The organism is Paenibacillus sp. CFBP 13594 (assembly GCF_014842675.1).
Taxonomy (GTDB): Bacteria; Bacillota; Bacilli; order Paenibacillales; family Paenibacillaceae; genus Paenibacillus; species Paenibacillus amylolyticus_B.
The window spans coordinates 1621638-1641267 of the sequence record NZ_JACYVQ010000001.1; the positions used below are offsets into that span (position 1 = coordinate 1621638).

At 46.9% G+C, this 19630-nt stretch carries 9 protein-coding genes and 1 riboswitch; all 9 genes read right to left on the reverse strand.

Features of this window, described 5'->3' with window-relative positions:
• Positions 1 to 19 precede the first annotated feature (19 nt).
• Positions 20 to 7525 carry a fibronectin type III domain-containing protein gene (locus IFU39_RS07120; protein ID WP_192131858.1) on the reverse strand — a complete coding sequence of 2502 codons (7506 nt, stop codon included), beginning with the start codon at positions 7523 to 7525 and terminating at the stop codon, positions 20 to 22.
• A gap of 156 nt (positions 7526 to 7681) precedes the next feature.
• A complete protein-coding gene (locus IFU39_RS07125; protein WP_192131860.1) occupies positions 7682 to 8704 on the reverse strand; it encodes an SDR family oxidoreductase in 1023 nt (340 codons plus the stop codon).
• 96 nt (positions 8705 to 8800) lie between these two features.
• Positions 8801 to 9226, reverse strand: a complete 426-nt coding sequence (locus IFU39_RS07130; RefSeq protein WP_017688751.1) for a cupredoxin domain-containing protein — start codon at positions 9224 to 9226, stop codon at positions 8801 to 8803.
• A 205-nt stretch (positions 9227 to 9431) separates the two neighbouring features.
• Positions 9432 to 10385 carry an EamA family transporter gene (locus IFU39_RS07135; protein WP_192131862.1) on the reverse strand — a complete coding sequence of 318 codons (954 nt, stop codon included), beginning with the start codon at positions 10383 to 10385 and terminating at the stop codon, positions 9432 to 9434.
• A gap of 106 nt (positions 10386 to 10491) precedes the next feature.
• A riboswitch (purine riboswitch) is annotated at positions 10492 to 10602 on the reverse strand.
• Between the two features lie 77 nt (positions 10603 to 10679).
• Complete coding sequence (locus tag IFU39_RS07140; protein WP_192131864.1) at positions 10680 to 12899, reverse strand: DEAD/DEAH box helicase; 2220 nt, start codon at positions 12897 to 12899, stop codon at positions 10680 to 10682.
• Positions 12896 to 14239 carry a BREX system ATP-binding domain-containing protein gene (locus IFU39_RS07145; RefSeq protein WP_192131866.1) on the reverse strand — a complete coding sequence of 448 codons (1344 nt, stop codon included), beginning with the start codon at positions 14237 to 14239 and terminating at the stop codon, positions 12896 to 12898. The genes IFU39_RS07140 and IFU39_RS07145 overlap by 4 nt, the downstream gene beginning before the upstream one ends.
• Before the next feature lie 6 nt (positions 14240 to 14245).
• Positions 14246 to 15823, reverse strand: coding sequence for a TerB N-terminal domain-containing protein (locus IFU39_RS07150; RefSeq protein ID WP_192131868.1), 1578 nt, complete (start codon positions 15821 to 15823; stop codon positions 14246 to 14248).
• Positions 15824 to 16032: 209 nt separating this feature from the next.
• On the reverse strand, positions 16033 to 18573 hold the full coding sequence (locus tag IFU39_RS07155) for a diguanylate cyclase domain-containing protein (protein WP_192131870.1): 2541 nt from the start codon (positions 18571 to 18573) through the stop codon (positions 16033 to 16035).
• Positions 18574 to 18699: 126 nt separating this feature from the next.
• A complete protein-coding gene (locus IFU39_RS07160; protein WP_192131873.1) occupies positions 18700 to 19296 on the reverse strand; it encodes a biliverdin-producing heme oxygenase in 597 nt (198 codons plus the stop codon).
• Between the last annotated feature and the right edge of the window lie 334 nt (positions 19297 to 19630).

Genomic DNA, 19630 nt, shown 5'->3' on the forward strand with positions numbered 1-19630 from the left:
TTGTAAGAATCAATTCAATCTAGATATGATGATCGAACGCTGACGCTTTCTCCACTTGATCTGTATGCTTCTCATTCATAACTTGAATCAGCTTATTTAAACGGAAGATCAGCGCTGCAGCTTCGGATCTGCTTAAGTGCTGCATGGGACGGAAGCTGCCGTCTTCATATCCGGTAATCATGTACAAACCTGCAAGCTCCTGCACTTCTTCTTTGGCCCAATCAGATACATCAGTCTGGTCGGTAAACGCTCTTGGGGAAGTCAGCGGTTCCGGTCTGATTTTACGGACAACATTGGCTATAATCTTGGATGCCTGTTCCCGTGTCACCAGCGCATGTGGAGCGAATTTCCTATTCCCCATACCTTGGACCATCTCATGGTGAACGGCTGCCTTAATCTCAGGAGCAAACCAATCATCGTCGTTTACATCCTGAAATCTATGTTGTTGTTCATTAACCTTTGTATCCACACCCATCAGACGCACGATTAATGCGGTAAATTCTGCACGCGTGATCGGACGGCGTGGCTCGAAGCGAGTTTCACTTACACCTTGAATGATATTTTGTTCCGCAAGCCAGGTAATCTGATCTTTATTGAATGTTTGGCTGATATCAATAAATTTGATATTTTTTTTCGCAGGTAACTCAGGTTGCTCATCAGAAGGTTCAGGTTGTGAACTCACCTCATCGGCTTTTACCAAAGTATCTGCTGGATTTGAAGCTGTACCACTACCGCTCCAGGCGGATGGTGGATACGGAAAAGTCATGGCTGCGGCCCGTTTGCTTTCACTTTGCTCACCTGCTGAATTCTCCGTCCATACAACCACCTCATAATGCTGCTCGGCATTCAGTCCTGTCCATACATGACTACGCTCGGTGCCACGGTAGATCTCACGATCTTTATGGGTGATCACAATCACCTCATTCATTGAATCCAGTTCCCAAGTTAGCTTAATCGTATTAGTACCTTGCGCTATGGCTGCTACTGTCAGTTCCTCGGAAGGCAACGTCTCGAATTCCGGAACCTTTAACGCCTCACCCTCCCCTGCCTCATTAAATGGAATGATTGCAAAGTCAGTATAACGCTCTGCACTGATTAATTCAGACACATGTATTGATGTCTCCGTTGTTGTTCCCCCAAGCTCTTCATTTCGATAGATTCGATAACCCGCAGCACCAGGAATCAGTTCCCATACGATGTCTGCACCATACATGGAACGTCCCTCTACTACAGGAGGTGAAGCAGCACTACCGGGCAAAGTCATTGCATGAAGGTAATAACCACCATCACTACTGCCCGAAGCATTCATGGTCTTGACTGTATAGCTGTAGTTCACGCCCGGTTCAAGTTCCTTGTCGTCATAGAACATTTCGTCAGCAGGAACACGAGCAACCTCCACACCGTCACGCTCAATGATGAACTGCTCGGCACCTTCAACCCGGCTCTGTTCCAATAGAAGACGAATGTGGTCCTTCGCCGAATGATACTCCACTTTGACGGGAGCTGCTGGCTTGGTCAGGACAGAATACGCCAGCTTCTTCGAAGCATCTCCCTGATCATTCTCTGTGTAGATTTCAATCTGGTACTGCTTGCCTGCATCCAGTTGATCAACAATAAACTCTTTTGTTTTGCCTCTATATACTTCAGTACCATTTAGCAATACAACGAATGTTTCGTTCCCATAAGGGAAGTCCCATTCCAATTTGGCATGGTCTGTCTCCGGATATATCTTCATTTCCAGTGAATCAACATGAGGCAAGGTGTAAAAAGGAGTCACGGTCATTGGGCTTCCTGAACCAGCCGTATTATAAGGAATAATCTGTACCTGATCATATCGGGTTGCACTCTCCAGATGAGTTAATCTCACCTTGGTGATATCCCCTTCTTCAATAGTGGTGAACATCTGATCTCCGATCCATATGGTATATCCCTCAGCACCTTGTACCTTTGACCAAGAGATTAATCCCTCTTTTTCCCCAATCATACTTGCATGTAAAGGTTCAGTAATGGTCGCAGGCAACGTTCGCACGTGAACTTCGAAACCTGTGTCACTCTCACCCGTTGCATTCGATGTTTTGATGGTATACATGTAATGCTCTCCTGGTGTCAGTCCATGATCTTCAAATGAATCTTGATCTGCTGGAACCTTAGCGACTTCAACACCATCCCGCATAATAATGAATTGCTCTGCTCCCCGTGTAGAGCTTCCAGTCAGATCCAGCACCGCAGTCTGATCTGTGATGTGTGTTATGCCTGCCGTCTGAGGTGATATAGGTTTTGTTAAAACCTGAATCTGAATAGACTCTGACCGATGACCATCTTCATTAATCGCGACGAGTTCGAATTCATACGCTGTGCCATCCAGCATGCTATTGAGATGTACAGACGGTTCAGAGACGCTCTGTACATCTCCCGTTACCCGATTACGAATCTCATATGCAGCCGCTCCCTTAACAACATCCCAAGCCAGATCCACCGCATGTGTTCCGGCTTTCACTGTTATACTTTCTGCAATCAATGGCAACGTTTGAGTCATTACACTGAAAGTAAGCGGCCCACTCGTTCCACTCGCATTGACTGCCCGAATTACATAAGTGTATTTCGTTCCTGGCGACAGATGATTGTCTACAAATTGGGTTTCACTTGAATCCATCTGAGCGATCTCTCTTCCATCCCGTTCAATGACGTAATGATCCGCCCCTAGGACACCAGTATTACTGAAATCCAGACCCAGGCTGTTTTTTGCCACATCATATACGGCAACCTTAACGGGTTTCTCAGGCAAAGTCAGCAGAGATACATCCGTGGCTTCAGAACGGGTTCCCTGTCTGTTGACTGCCCATAGTTGATAATGATGCCAGGTTCCATCCTGGAGCCCTGTAATCATTGCTTCATTCTCCATTCCTCTATAGATCTCCTTGCCCTTCTGCTCAATCACGTATTCAGCGGCACCTTCCACGACAGACCAGGAAACTTTTGCATGATGTACTCCTGGATTAACAAGTACTTCGGCAGGCGACACAGGTTTGGACAATCGTATGAGCTGCGCTGTCTCACCTAGACCAGTAGCATTCGTAGCCTGAACTTCTAAAGCGTACTCTGTACCTGGCAATAATCCCTCAACCGTGTAGGCCAGTTCTGATGTTCTGCCCACTTCTGTTCCATTGATTTTCACAATATAGAGATTCGCCGTATCTACAGCTTGCCATGTAAGTCCCATACTTGTCTCATCAGTCGATGTGACATTCAGTCCTTCCGGCCTGCTAGGTAGCGTAAGGATTGTACTACTGGTGGATGCACCGTACCCGGCAGCATTGCCCGCCTGTACTTCATAGGTATACTCACGACTGCTTGACAGGTGGTGAACTGCGAGTTGTGTATCTGATATTTCATGGCTCTGTCCATCGATGTCCACCCGATATTTCGTTGCCCCACCTACAGGTTCCCAGCTCAAAATTGCTCCCTGTTCAGTTACTTGAACAACGTGAAGTCCCGACGGGCTCTCTGGTAGTGTTGTTCCTGATACTGAGCTTCGCATCCCCTGTCCACTTCCGTTCACTGCTTGTACATCCAGTTGATAAGATGTTCCTGAACTCAGTCCCGGAAAGATCCATTCCTGGGTTCCGGCAGGAACCGTTCCCGACTTCTCTCCATTCAACCATAACTCATAACGATCGGCTCCACGTACTGCTTCCCAATTCAGTCGCAGGCTCCCTGTGGAAGCATCTGATACCTGTAAGCCGGACACCTGCCCAGGTAAAGTCTTGAGCAAAGGTAATCCTGCCAACGGTCCTGTTCCTGTCTCATTTCCGGCAATTAACGTATAGCTGTACTCCGTTCCGCTATCCAGACCCGAGTCCAGATACTCCGTCTGTTCTCCTTCATATATGGCTGTTCCATCGCGTGAAAGACCATAATACGTTGCAGAAGTCACTGTCTCCCATTCTAATGAAATATCATGCTCCTGAATTTGAACGGCCATAAACTCACCGGGCATTGCCGGCAGTGTGAGGAATCCGGTTCTACTGCTTCCACCTGCTCCACTTTCATTCATTGCCGTTACCGAAATGTTATGAATGGTTCCTGGAACGAGGTTGCTGATATAGGGTAGGTTTGCAGGGTAAGATACCGTCTGATCAAACACGGTGACACCGTCCGCAGTTGCAGCAATGATGCGGTAAGCATCTGCTCCCTGTACTGAATCAAATTGGATTTCGGCCAAATGCGGCTGGGAATCTAATTTTCGAACATGCAACGTTCCGGGAGCTGCCGGGATCGTTAATACTTGAGCGCTTACTGCATCACTTACTCCGGTATGGTTTCTCACTTTAACTTCATATTCATAGACTTGACCACCGCTTAGAGAGTGATCGATTATACTGTGGTTAGGGTAGTCCAGTGTCCATGACTGTCCTGTCGTTTTATTCGTTATCTCATACTGATATCCATTGGTATACCTTCCCCCTGTTGGCAAATCCACTGTAAGTTCAGCTGATGTCTCAGCAATCTGTGTCATTCTCACATGACTCGGTTGCTCGGGCTTGCGTTGAATATGGTAAGGTGATGATGTTGTCTCATATGTATTACCTGCTCTGTCCATGGTTTTGGCATGGATGTACCATATGCCTTCCGATTCGATGGATATTTTATGCTCGTCAGAGCGAGCTTCAAGCCAATGATCCGGTGATTCTGCACTGTTCGTAACTTGATAGAATCGTTCCAGTTCTTGAATGCCTGAGTAGGCGTCGGCATACTGAATGGTAGTGGATATATCCATGTCCGTCCAGCCATGTCCGTTCGGTGCAAATGTAATCGTGGGAGCTATCTGATCCACATAGGCGATTCGACTCACTTCCTTGCTCACATTACCAACGGTATCTCTTGCTCGGGCTCGAATGGTGGTAGCGCCGTTTGTACTAACTGTACCGCTATTTCCTGTCATATACGGGGCGTCATTTATGCTGTATTCATAGGATATCGCTCGTTCATCGACACTACCAGCGATCGTGAATTGCACATGTTCTTTACTCCATCCAGAAGAACTTAAACGAATCACCGGCTCGGTTGGAGCTGTCGTGTCAATTCGAACTGTAGCCTGAGCGGACGTGCTTATATTGCCTACACGGTCAAGTGAGCGTGCATATATGATCGTTTCTCCCTCATCGGCAACCGTCACTTCGCCCTTGTAATCGATCCAAGGACCTTCTTTGTTAAGTCGATATTGGCTCTTGGCAAGCCCACTGCCTGAATCTTCGCCACTGTTTATTGCAAAAGTTACATCCTGATTCGTCCAATCCTCTTCACTTAACGTAATCGTTGGTTGCTCAGGCCCAGTCTTGTCGATTCTGGCTGTTGCTGAAGTGGAAGCACTGACATTGGCGGCCCAGTCAACACTTCGTGCGTAAATCTCGGTTATCCCTTCTTCATTCAGTGTAAAAGGAGCCTTGTAGTCGATCCATTCTCCCTCACTTCCCAGCTTATACTGTGTCAGACCAATGCCACTTGCTTCGTCCGTACCCTCCGTTAATGTCACGATTACCAGCGCTTTTGTCCATTCCGGCGGGTTCAACGATATGACGGGAGGCGTTGGTGCCGTCCGATCTACTCTGGCTGTCACAGCCGTTTCCTGTCCTGTATTACCAAACGCATCAATACTGCGTGCCATAACAGTTGTGTTGCCTTCACTGCTTACGGTAAACGGAGCGCTGTATTCACGCCATTCTCCTGCCGGACCAACTTTCACTTCAGTCTTCTGAGTTCCGCTTAAGGCATCTTTCCCCTCTTCAACCGTGACGAGAACATCTTCCTTGGTCCATGAGGATGGCGTGAGTGTAACAGAAGGAGCAGTTGGGCCCGTCGTATCTTTCATCATCTCTCCAGCGGATATAAATGGGGTCTGTATCCCTTCTCCATTCAGTGCCGCCACAAATACTTCATATTTTCCGTCCGCGAGTCCGGTCAGGGCAAACGCTGAACGTGGGGAAGTTGTTGTTCCCGTTGCGAGGACTTGCCCACCTGTGCGTATTTCGGTTTTGTAATGAGTGCCCGCAGGGTTACTATTATTATTCCAACTCGCTGTGACAGAGTTGCCTGATTGTGTCACAGCCGCAGCAGCGGGTGGATTGGCCAATGTATATTTGGTGGATGGACTGGAGTACCCCGTGAAGGTACCACTTGAATTTTTGGCACGTACAGCAAAAGAATAACTGGTATTCGGAGTGAGCCCTGTCACCTGCCGACTGTTTGACGCACCTGTATCCACGATCTGATTCGTGGTCATATTCTTCAGTTCATACGTAACGGATACATCATTCGCCTTCTTATCCCAATTTACCGTCAAGTTATTAGAATTAACCAATGAATATGTCGGCGTTCCGGGCACAACAAAACTTCTTACCGTAAAGTTAACGGTTCCTGCGGAGGACACCCCACCTTTGTCATCCATGACCCATACTTGCAATGTGTGTGTGCCATCTGGCAGGGTATCAGGCAATGTGTAATTGGTGTTGAAAGACTGATTTGAACCCGTTGCGGTCATCTGGGTAAGAATGTTCTCGGACCCACCATCAATGGACCATTTCACGGTCAACAGGTCGTCTACATCCGTATCTCGCGTTGTACCAGAGATCTGAAGTTGCTCGCCTTTGTAATAGGTTTGACCCGAAGAGGGTGCTGTTAAGGTAAATGAAGGTGGAGCATTTTTGGGGCCAATCCCCACAATGGTTGAAAATTTACGTGAAGCCTGATTCGCTGTTGTTTTGGCGTCCCACCAAAATTGTGCAGCTGTATCACTCGCCGTAACGGTCTGGCCTGGAGTGAACGCTGAAGGTGAAGACCCTCCTGTGAGTTGGGCGCTGTCTGGGCTGCTGTACTGGCCCATATATATGCGATCTGCATTCACAACATTGTACGTATTTGCATAAAAAGCCGTGACCTGAACACCCCCGCTGTAATTGCGCCATCCATTCTCAATGACTTCAAATGGAGGAGCATCATTGCCATTCACCATCGTATCCCAATAAAATGTTCCACCCAAATTCAGTGCCGTTCCACTTCGGTTAATAGCTTCGAGTTCAACCTTCATGTACCCACCTTGTGAGGTAGCATTAACGATAGAAACACGCAAAATATATTCCACATTGTCCTTTTGCCGGGACATTTCAATCACATTATTGTTAATTCGGTAATAATTCAAAGGCAATGTTTTGAAGTTCACGGGTGATCCATTATGGTCGATAATCGTAGATACATTCCCTGTATCACCACCGTAAAATACATTTGTGTTTGGTAGTAATACAATTCTGTATTTACCGTCACTGTTCATCTCCACTTTCACCTTGGAGGACTGTACAGCCTTCATGCTGGACGTATCGGATACAATCCCGATCGTTTCAACCGTTTCAGCCATTACCGTCGTTGCGCCCCATTCAAGCAACAGGGCTTGAGGTGATAATAATGCAAATGCCAGCACCACCTTGGTTAGCTGTTCCGCTTGTTTCTTCACACGTTTTCCTGATTTTTTCAACGTCTACTCTCCTTTTTGGCACACAAAAAAAGGAAGGCACCCCAACAAAGGAACGATGTCCTAAGTTGGGGTGCCTCCCCTAACAAGTGTCATTTTTTCTTGATTATAACGATTAAGCGCATGAATGTAAACACTTGATCATGATCGCCTTACTTCTCATTTCTCATCTCTGATCTTTAATAACGCTTCGTCCAATGCGCCAACGACCTTGTCACACCAACCATCAAATTCCGGATCCTCGGTCTGTAATTCAGGATGCTCCAGAATGTGCTCAATCGTACGTCGAATGCCCTGATCGGCTCTTGTCGTTGCTACAAATTCCGGAACAAGCCGCTTCAGCTTACTGTTGTCAAATACAACGGTATTGGCTTTGTCACCCAGCAATCCGCCGCGAAGATCCTGGTCACTGCATGCAGCTAAGAACTCAGAGGGTACATGTACCGCATGAAGCTTAACGCCCAACACGCCAGCTATAATCTCATGAATCTGATTCCAGGTGACGGATTCATCTGAGGTGATATGTACCGATTCACCAATGGCATGGATATTTCCCATAAGCCCGATAAACCCTTTGGCAAAATCAGTATTGTGCGTAATGGTCCACAGTGAGGTACCATCTCCATGGATGATAACGGGTTTGCCTTCACGTATGCGCTTGAGAACCTGCCAGCTGCCTTGAGCACCATGAACACCGAGAGGTACCGATTTGTCGCCATACGTATGGCTCGGACGCACGATGGTCACTGGAAATCCATGCTCGCGGTATTGTTTCATCAGATAGTCTTCACATGCAATCTTGTTGCGAGAATACTCCCAGTATGGATTCGATAATGGCGTGCCTTCCGTGATCCGGTAATCAGCCAAAGGTGTCTGATACGCAGATGCTGAGCTTATAAAAATAAACTGCTTTGTTTTATTCTTAAATAAACGGTAATCTCTCTCCAATTGAGATGGTACAAAGGCGATAAAGTCTGCAACAACATCAAATTCCAGATCAGCGATCAGTTCCGCTACACGTGTCTCGTCATTAATGTCCGCTTGAAGTACGTTGATTTCCTTAGGTAAGTCATGGTTATGATTGCCTCGATTAATCAAATACAGTTCACAGCCTTGCTGTGCAAGCATCTCCGTAATGGCCGTACTGATGGTGCCTGTCCCTCCAATAAATAGCGCTTTCATTTCGCCACCTCCTGATCGATTTTACCCACTTTCCCATGATATCACGCACCAAAAAAAGGAGCAAAGCTCGGTAACCCGAAACCATGCTCCTTCTGCTTATACGACCTTAATCGTTGCATATATCATGTACATGCCGCAATGGATCTCATATTCTCCCTTGGGCAGATCTTTGTCGACCGTATAATAATTGGGTCCCTTTTGCATGTATAGATCCATGCCAAGCTTTTGTGATCCCACTGATTTCACATGTGTCACCGACCGGGTCAGAATAAAGTTGATTTTGGTCGGTACACCAGCTTTCACCTCGATAACGTCTGGTCCAAAACCATCGTTGCTCACGTCCACATCAATGACTTCATATCCCTTCAAATCCTCCGGAGTCTCGGCTTGTGCTGTTACCGCACTTCCCGATCCGGGGGATACGTCTTTGCCCATAAAATAAACCAAAAATGATCCAAGCAATACAACAACGGTCAGACCCAGCGTTAACCAAGGCCATGTTTTTCCAAACCAGCTTTTCATTTAAACACTCCTCATTCGATGTCCCATCCATATTCAATCCACAGACGGATTTATTCTTTAAGCATACCTGATTCGCATGACAATGAAAATGACCCCTCTGGGCTATTGTGGTTCAGCCATATTACTTCAATAAAAAAAGCCTGATTTCTCAGGCTTATCTACGGGTATTCCCGTTCATACTTCACAATATCCCTTTTTGTATAACTCAGGAATAGATCGGTGTATTCCGACTTCGTCTCATACGTAATTTATACAACTCTGGCAGGGCTACACCAATGAGCACAATGATAACTCCGAACCATTGCAATCCGCTGACATGCTCATGGAGCACGATTGAGGATAACAAAACTGCAATTGGAAGCTCCACTGCACCCAAGATTCCGGCCATGTCACCACCAATATGCGGAACACCGATAGCAAACAGTACGGGTGGAATGAATGCCCCGAAGAATCCAAGTAACAATCCAAATACAAGCAACTGGCTCCAGATCAATCCGTTAAAGAGGAATGTCGGCGGGAACAAAATGCACAGTAGGATCAATCCGCCTGTAACCATCCACGCACTGCGGAAGGCTGGATGCGCTGAAGGAACCGCTTTGCCGCTGAACAAGACAAACAGGGAATAACTTACGGCTGCCATTAGTCCAAGCGCAATACCCAGACCGTTAAACTCACCCAATCCTTGTTCCAGGAAACCCGCTGCCAGCAAGGTTCCGCCAAACAGAATGATCAACGTCAGGAACGTGACTTTGTCTGGACGTTGACGTTTGCTTATTGCCTGAATCAATACGCTAATCCATGTGAACTGGAACAACAGGATAATGGCAAGTGAAGCCGGGATATAACGCAAAGACTGATAATACACGAGCCCTGTAATTACCGTTGGTGTTCCAGCAGCCATCAATAACAGACGTTGTTTCCACGACAACCGCTTGAATACCTGTGCCACGGCTCCTGATGTTTTGCCATTTGCCTGTGACTTACGTTTTGTTCTAAATCTTGTGTATAGCGCCAGCATCCAGGATAGAAGAAAACCCGTAATCAGCTGTGCTCCCACAACCTCTCCAAGTTTATATCCTTCGCCGTACGCCAGAACCACAATCGTGGATAATATGCCATAGCTCATCGCTCCCGCGAGAACGGACAGATAATATTTCATTGTGAATAAACCTCCTGATGATAAGAAAAATACGCCCGCATGTTGGTTCATGCCAAGGTCACAGACACCATCTAAATGCAAAAAATCCTAACTACGAGCAAGGAATACATGGATTCCTTGGCATCGTAGTTAGGAAGTATAGGCTTCCCGTAGAGACCCTCGCCCTGTGTACACTTTCGGCCTGCGAGGTTATACGAAATGATATATGCAATTTGATGTATTTCGTGTGTGACGACTTTTCATATATTACATGGGAGGTGAGATGGTGTCAACCCTATTCCGCATAAAAAAACGTCAGGTTCGATTAGAGCCTGAGGAGTCCCACTCCAATGTTTGCTGTAAACCTGTCTTCAATCCATCCAGATCCAGCCCATCCACGGCAAAAGCCTCACGGATCAAAGGCGGCGCGACAAATTCATCATACTTGCCCAGATAAGGAGCTTCATCTTCAGCCAGTAACGCAGATGCGTCTTCAGCCGTCCGACACTCACTCATGATCTCGGCTAATAATGTTCGTTCATCGACCTTGCCGGACACCACAAAATAATATGGCTCCATCGGCACAACGGACCGCAAGGCAAGTTTCTTGGACAGATTATGCTTCATCAGGCGCTCCAATGTACGGAATGATTTACTTCCCACCCAAGGAAGAACATACATCGAATCTCCCCCTGCCGGAATGACAACCTGCTTCAACAGTCCACTTTCACGAGCTAAGCGGCGCGCCCGTTCAAGTCGATTGACGGCTTGTGGTGACAGGTAAGGATAGATCACTGAGTCGGACAACACTTCACGCATTTTCTGTACCACCGACGTATGAATATCTCCTCCCGCTCCAAGCCATAACGTATCTACCTTACCTTTTGCAGACTTCACATACACAGCCTTGTGCTTGTGATCGACCTCTTCCACCTTCCACAGTTTGCCTGCGAGCGAGAAGCAATAGCCAGGTGGGGGCACGGTTGTAATCGAACCAATCTCTTCTGAGCCGTTTAATACTTTATGTTCCTCATCGTCTTTAAACACGGCGTAGAAGCGATAATTGTTCACGATTTTTTCACCTGTCAGACCGATAATCAATGTTCGATCCTCTGTCCATTGCAGGTGATCCGTCTCAATGAGGTAATTCAGGAAAACCTGATATTGATCAGGTCTTATCAACGCAAAGGGAGCCAGCGAAAGGATGGCTTCTGCAAGATCTCTCGGCTCCGCCTCCCCCATACTTTTCAACATGCTCATCGTCTGATGATAAAGTACACCTATGGGCATTTTGCGGGCTTCAAGCGGCTCGACCCACTTGGTTTTTACATATAGTTCGATAACAGCAATCGCACGCATCAACGTCCACGGCATACGTGCTGGCAATTGCGCTTCCTCATCCTCTTCCTCCGGACATACAAAAAGCATCTCTGATGCCATGTCCTCTCGTCTTCCTGAACGTCCCAGACGCTGTACAAAGCTGGACGCACTATACGGTGCACCAAGCTGAACCACACGTTCCAGTTCGCCCAGATCGATGCCCAGTTCAAGCGTGACCGTTGCCGCAGCAACCGCGGGCCCTGATCCAGTGCGTAGGGCAGCTTCCGTCTCTTCCCTCAGCATGGCGGAGATACTTCCATGATGAACATGGAACACATCACGTTCCTCCCTGCGAGCCGCGACCCGCCGCATCTCAAGAATGGTGACTTCTGCATCGGTACGGCTGTTGGTGAAGATCAACGCTTTTTTACGATGTGTGCTTTCATAAATGAAGTCGTAGTAGGCTTTGCGTGCGTTATGAAGCTGCTCCGCCTGCTCCTCGTCCTGCGCATCTGGAAAAGAGAAATGTTCCACCCGCAGTCGCAGCTTGCGACCGCCCGGGGAAGAGACTACATCCACCCCCTGCTGCGTTCCGGCAGCAAGCCAAGATGTAGCCGCATCATAGTCACTAAGTGTAGCGGACAAGCCCACTCTTCGCGGTGCACAGCCAGCCATACGCTCGATTCTGGCAAGTTCGCTGAGTACTTGAATGCCCCGATCCGCTCCCATGAAAGCATGCACCTCATCGATGATGACATATCGCAAGTCATGAAACAGCGCCGGGATTGCATTTGGTCGATTCATGAGCAGACCTTCCAGCGATTCTGGCGTTATCTGGAGCACACCGGACGGATTTTTCATCAGTTTTGTTTTCTCCGCCTGAGGCACATCCCCGTGCCAATGCCAAACCGGAATATTTCCTTCGGATAACAGATCCTTAAGACGTTCGAATTGGTCGTTAATCAGGGCTTTCAGCGGTCCAATGTACAAAATGCCAACCGATTTTGAAGGCCGTTCATACAGCTCGGTCAATGCAGGAAAAAAAGCCGCCTCCGTTTTGCCGGAGGCTGTGCCTGCCGCAATCAGCATATGATGCGGAGTATGAAAACAGATATTGCAGGCCTCAATCTGAGCAGGCCGAAGCGATTCCCATCTTTTTTTATATATAAATTCCTGAACGAATGGTGCCAATCGATAGAACGGATTCTCACTCATAATTCAAACTCCGCCAGGAAATCGTCCAGATCATCCGTATTTGCGGAAGCATCTGGCCCTTTATCCGTTTCCTGAGGTTTGACAGCCCGCTCGCCAAGTAATTGAGTATATGTCACTTCGGGATTCTGGTGGAGCGTATGCAGTACATCCATAAAGTCCCTTACCACTTCACGCGTGGTCAGCAATTCCTCCGCCCCCAGTCGATTCACCGCCGTTTGCATAAAATCAACCAATTGTTCATCCGTCAGACTTGCACTGTATCCAAAATGCAGGGCATGAATCTGTCGCAGCTTCTGGAGCAGAATCAGAATCTCTTCATGCGATAACATCGCCAGCTTCAGGATCGGGCCCGTATAATTTGCATACGCTTTGGCTGCATAACGACCATCAATAAGCCTGGAGCGAAGCGCTTCATAGCTGTATAGTCCACGCCGTTCATCCTCCACAAATTGCGGCGTACCGCCCACAAATATGCCTAGGTGCTCTGCCTTGCCCTGCATCGTATCATTAAACATCGTCAGCAATTTCTCATAGTTGCTTTGACGTGAGACGCTGTTTGTAATTTTGTACAGATTCACCGCTTCATCAATGAACAACAGTAATCCTTTGTAACCAATGCGCGCTGTGAATTCAGACCATAATTTGAAGTAGTCATACCAGTTGTCATCGTCAATGATTACACCAACAGCCAGTTCTTTTTTTGCTTCCGTTTTGGTTGCAAATTCTCCTCGAAGCCAGCGAAGTGCCGCCTGTTTGCGATCATCATCAGCGAGCTTGTACCCATTCCAATAGGAAGCCAGTACCTTGGCAAAATCAAAGCCGTGAACCAGATTCTGCATCTCTCCCGTCACCGCATAGATCTGCTTCTCTACTTCCAGCGGCAGAGCCGGATCATCCGGGCGCAGGTTCTGACTTTGCATCGTGGATTGTTGCAACCCGGCGATCCATTTTTGCAAAATCGGCTCCAATGCTCCCCCATCCGGGCGTGTGCGTGTAGACAGACGAGTCATCAGTTCGCGGTATGTGGCAAGTCCCTGACCTTTGGTACCCACCAATCGTCGCTCTGGTGACAGATCGGCATCTGCCACAACAAATTCGCGATCCATCGCATAATTACGAATCATCTGCAAAAGAAAGCTTTTACCGCTACCGTAACGGCCGGTAATGAGTTTGAACGCTGCGCCACCCTCCGCAATATTGTCCATATCTCGCAAAATGGCTTCCACTTCCGATTTCCGGCCAACTGCAATCTGTTCCAGTCCTATACGCGGGACAACACCCGCCGTTAATGAATTTACAAGTGCGGTGGTCAGCCGCTTCGGTATTTTAAGTTCTGTCACTGCGTATCACCTCTTCACATGTTCGAACACATCTATATAATCAGGAACAATCCGATCACCATCAATCAGAAGATCACCGATCGTTTCCATAGCTACATCATTAATTTCATCCAGCAAAAGAGTAGGCATCGTTCCATATTGCTCAGCCAGACGCATCAGCTCCGTATCTGGACTTGCGCCAAGTAGAACATGAATCGTCTGCACCTGCTGAGGGGAGAGTTCCTTGGCAAAGATCAGCCATTCTTCATCCAGATCAGCCTCAGCAGACTCGCCCCACTGCAACCTAATAGATTCTACTTGCGCTCCTGTTGCAATCTCTACTGCAGATGGAGCTGGCCCCATGGGACCTTCAGTTGAAGTGATCTCATTCCTTGTTTCCAGTGCATCTACTCGATTGCTTGTAATATCTGCGTTGTTAACCTCGTCATCCTTCACTTCAGAAGGGTGATCATTCTCAATTGTAAGCGCCAATCGCACGTACTCACTTTCCTGCTGTAACGATGCCAGTTTCTCCGTATCAATACGAATCACCGGTTGTTCCACCGTCTCGGCCTGATCAATCGCATATGCTTTGTCCAGGTAACGTTCAATCAGATTCGCAAGTTCAGGCTCTAATGTTTGTCCACGCAATCGGCCTCTGAATCCGAGCAGTTCACGAAGTTTATTTTCAGTACATCGATAGATCCGCGTAACCATCTGTACAAATTCAGCCTGTTCACCAATGGGCATATATCTGAATGATACCGATCTTCCATAGATCGAATCATCATAGACCGCTTTGCGAAACAGTATGCGCTCCACCGTGCGTTCATCATTGGGTTGAAACACTGGCAACAGTCCAACTTCTCGCGTACGTTCCAGGTACGAATGAACCAAGGCCGTGACCCGTGGAATATACTGCTCCATCACTTCTTTACCGCCATCTCTATAGAACTTACTGAGTGTAATATCGTAATCATAGTATCTTTGCAGCATATTCAGCGAAATATCCGATACCTTATCCTGCATAATACGTTGCAGCTCCCTATCCAACATCTCTGCTGGCAGATATCCGCCCGAAAGGCCCATGACCTCGGATAAAAACATGTCCAGTTGATGGACGAGCACATAATCGACCATCCACTCTTGCATATATATATTTAATTGAGGAAGCCGTTCACGGTAGTTCACCCATAGCTGCTTTAATTGATCATAACCATCCTGAGCATTCTGCCAGCCAATGCCGTTAATCAACTCATATATATGAACAAATAGATAGGAAAGATCAGTATCCGGGTACCTCCCCTGACGAACTTCCTTCCTCCAATACAAATACCACTTGCGTTGGGCTTCATTCATTACACCATACGTTGGCCAGTAGCTCATAAATGGAACCCAGGGAGACACATCTCCTTCCATCTCTGACCAATGTTTTGCTTCCTCTACAAAACGTTTCTCCGAGGACAATATGACTCCACGATGCTGCATCGTATCATGTGCAGACTGCACTATGGTTGAACGATCAGGAACCGGAACCGATGCTGTTACGGGTTCTTCGCTCAAATCTATCTCCATGAATTCCAATTGTCTAGATTCGTCTTTCATAGAACGTTAGCTCACCCTCCTCCAAGGCAGAATACGAACACGTGTATCCATAGGGATCATTATAACACTAGTGCTGTGTCTGCGGTGATGAAATTAACACATTATTAAAACCAAAAAAGAGAGCAGTTCTGCTCTCTTTTGGTTCATATTCATATGATATTGATCATACAGGTGTATTCCTTTCAGCTGTAAGGGTACCTACCCTAAAATCAGACAACGATCGCTCGATTCTTCCCTTCACTCTTCGCTTGGGCCAGCGCTTGAGTAGCTTTTTCAATCAGTTCGGATACACTTGACTGCTCATCAGGTACCAGTACTGCACCCCCGACACTAACCGTGACGATTCCACTCGGACCCGATGATTCTCGCTGGATCTGCAGAGCCAGAACATGTTGTCTAATCTCTTCCGCAAGCTGTGCTGAATCTTCAGAAGTTGTGCTCTTCATTTTCAACATGAATGTACCTCCGCGAAGACGGGAAATTAGTGCATTGTGCTGCTCACTGACCACAGTAAGTACCTCACCGATCCATTGCAGACACAGATCTCCTCCCTGAAGTCCGTATGCCGCGTTATATGAACGGAAATCATCGATATCTATAATGAGCAACCCCAGACTGCATTTCTCCTCCAAACAATCATCCCAGTCATCCTGAAGCTGAGACTTGAATACCGTTTGAATTGGCATATCTGTTAACGGATCTGTGTTCAAGTAATTTTGCAGCTGGCTAGTCGTTTCAGTGTAATTGTCCTGTTCATGATGGGACGCTCCACTGTGCAGAAGTACCATTACGGAAGGCTTACCCGCGTGCGTAACAGAAGCAAGTGTAATTTCAAGCAACAATGAGGTACCTGCTGCTGTAGTGAAATACGACTGGCTGGTAATCAAACTTGTGTTATTGTGCTTTAATTCCTCAAAATTCTGTTGTAACGTCACTCTCGTTTGCTCAGGTACAAACGCCCCGAAGTCCTTGCCCATCAGGTTTTTGGAACTCCCGAACCCGAGCAACTCGGCAGCCTTCATATTACAGTAGATAATCTGACCGTCAGTCAAAGTAAAGAATGCCACGGGCGAGTATTCCATTAACTGCAAATAACGCTGTTCATTTTGTCGCAAAATACGAGCATTCTGCAGCGCCTGTTCTTCGGCCTGAACCAACTGGTTCTCTGTCTGCCGACGTACAATGGTTTTGAGTAAAGGTAACACGCTCAGCTCTTTCGTAGCCCATGGATATGAAGTTGACTTTACAACCTCACGCCATTTCTCGAATGATTTACGAGGAGACAACCGCATGCCGTCATCCGTCTTGAGCACCGCTTTGGCAGGGTCACCCGCCCAATTGACAACCTGGACGACCTCAGGTCGGAACCAGATCATGTAGTTATGCTGTCCAGGCGAAATGGCAACATAAATAACCCCGGAAGCCTTATCCGGATAAGCTTTGGCTGTTTCATACTCTGAACTCAGTTTCGAAGTATAGTAACTGTAATCCTCAGACTTTCCTGCAAGCCAACCTGCCAGTTCCCGAATCTGGCCGCTGGTTGGCGTTTCACCATACAACAACAACTTGTCCTGGTAACAGATTGCTGCTCCGGCAGCACCCATCAGGTTTAACACCGTCTCTTCTTCTCCCTGCAATTCCTCAAGCACTCGGGCAGGACTTGTGTTACCGATAAAAATGTTGGCAATTCGTGAAGCGGCTTCACGTGATTGAATCTCTGATTGATAATCATCGAGTTGCTGACGCTGGAACAATTCATTCGAGAAGAACGCCCCCAGGAAATTGCACAGATTCCGTACGCGATGGGGTACATATCTGGCCGAATAATGATGGCATGTGATGAGTCCCCACAGCTCATTGTTATGAATGAGCGAGATCGTTACGGTCGCACCTACACCCATATTATGCAGATATTCGATGTGAAGTGGAGATACACTGCGCAGGACCGAAAGACTCAAATTCAGCGGCTTGCCAGTGAGCGGTTGTAGCGTAGGCACAATCTCGACGGGTTTATAATTTACATTTACAATAGTCCGCAGCCAATTGCGAAGATACAACTCTCGAGCCTGTTTGGGTATATCCGATGCCGGATAGTGATGTCCCAGGAATGGTTCGAGTTCTTGTTCACGCGCTTCAGCAATAACTTTACCATTCCATTGCTCGTCAAATTCATAGATCATTACCCGGTCGTAACCGAGCATTTCCTTGACCTGTTCAGCTGCAATCTGACTTGCCTCCACGCGACTGTCTGTACTTTTCATCCGGCCAAAGAAACGGGATATCCACTCAAAGTCGGTAGTCTCCATGTCCTCTTTTTCATAAAAAGGCTCAATCTCCAGAATGAGCAGACCTTCACTCTCATGAAGAACAGAAGAGAATACCCGTTCCTCACCGGATACCTTAATGGTTAGATCCATGTAATGCAGGTCAGAGGTGACATCCGCATTGAAGCTGCTACCCAACAGTTTGCTTACTTCTTTCTGGCCAATCAGGTTCTCCAAAGGCATGCCCAGAATATCTTCACAGGCAATGCCCAGATGGTCCTCCGTATTTTGGCTACACTGAACAATGGTTGGCATAATACTGGTATTGATGGCCAAAAGAACACCATGAGGTTGAATAAAGCCGGGGATATGAATCGGTTCTTTATCACAGTTATTCAGATCTATCGGATCATTTGTGTATGTTCCCTGATGAAGCAATGTGCGGTTCAACAAATTTTGTTCTTTCTTGGTCTTCGGTTCGGCCATAGCCAGGAAAATCCCCTCTCATGATGTTATATAAGTTGAGATGTATGATTTCAACTTATATAGATACCTTTTAAAATAATGAAAAAAAGTTCGCCCTGCAGGCGTTTGGGTTGATGAAAAGGGATGTTACTTGTCCGTATTAATCCACTGGTCCAGTAATCGGAATGTCTCTGATGCACTGTGTACCATGTTGTCATGATCTTCTGGCGTGCTGATGGACTGCTGCAGCAAACCTGTAAACTCGCTCCATCTTGTTCTTGTCTCTGAGCCATAGGCGTTGAAATATTCCAATCCACGATCAGCTTCAATAGGCAGGAACTGCGACAAACGTTTGGTCATGATCTGTCCACCGTTCGTGGACCCCTCAATGACATACAGGTATCCAAACAAACGGGCAGGTGTCGAAATATCCGGCAGTTCTTTACAGCGCGGAAGTTGGCTAACTTCCTCTTCACTTGCACCAAGATTGTGCAGATCTTTCTCCAGCAGTCCAGCCTTGCCTCTAATCTCGATATCCAATCCCGTACTTCCCCAGAAAGGCTGCTGTACAGCCTGGTCTTCCAGCGGTTTGAGGAATCCATAAAACTTTTCTAGATATGTTCTATATTCTTCTATAGTCACAGTTTGATTCATAATGGCTTTTGCATAAGGGTTCTGTTCTACTTGTCTGTGGTAATGAGCTGTCTCGCTCTTCAGACGTTCCATAATAGTTGTTGCTGTCATCGTAGTAATCCCCTTTCACAATCTGTTCTGTTGTTGCCAATGAGTGCTTATCCTCAACTGAATCTCAGTATATATTGAAATAAAAACTGTGTTCGTTGCAAACAGCTCATTTCATGCAATAAAGACTCTATGTAAGTATACTTATTCTTGTTTGAGAAAACTATACGAATCCAAGATCAGTACCAAGTTAACACTTTTCTCCGTTGTTATCTTAACTCGCTGTAATCTGTATGTTTAGTATTAACCGAAAACCATAAAAGTGACCCCATAATCTGGATGGCAGTAGATTTCAGTTGTGAACATGTTACACTATTTTTATATCTTGTCATTGGAG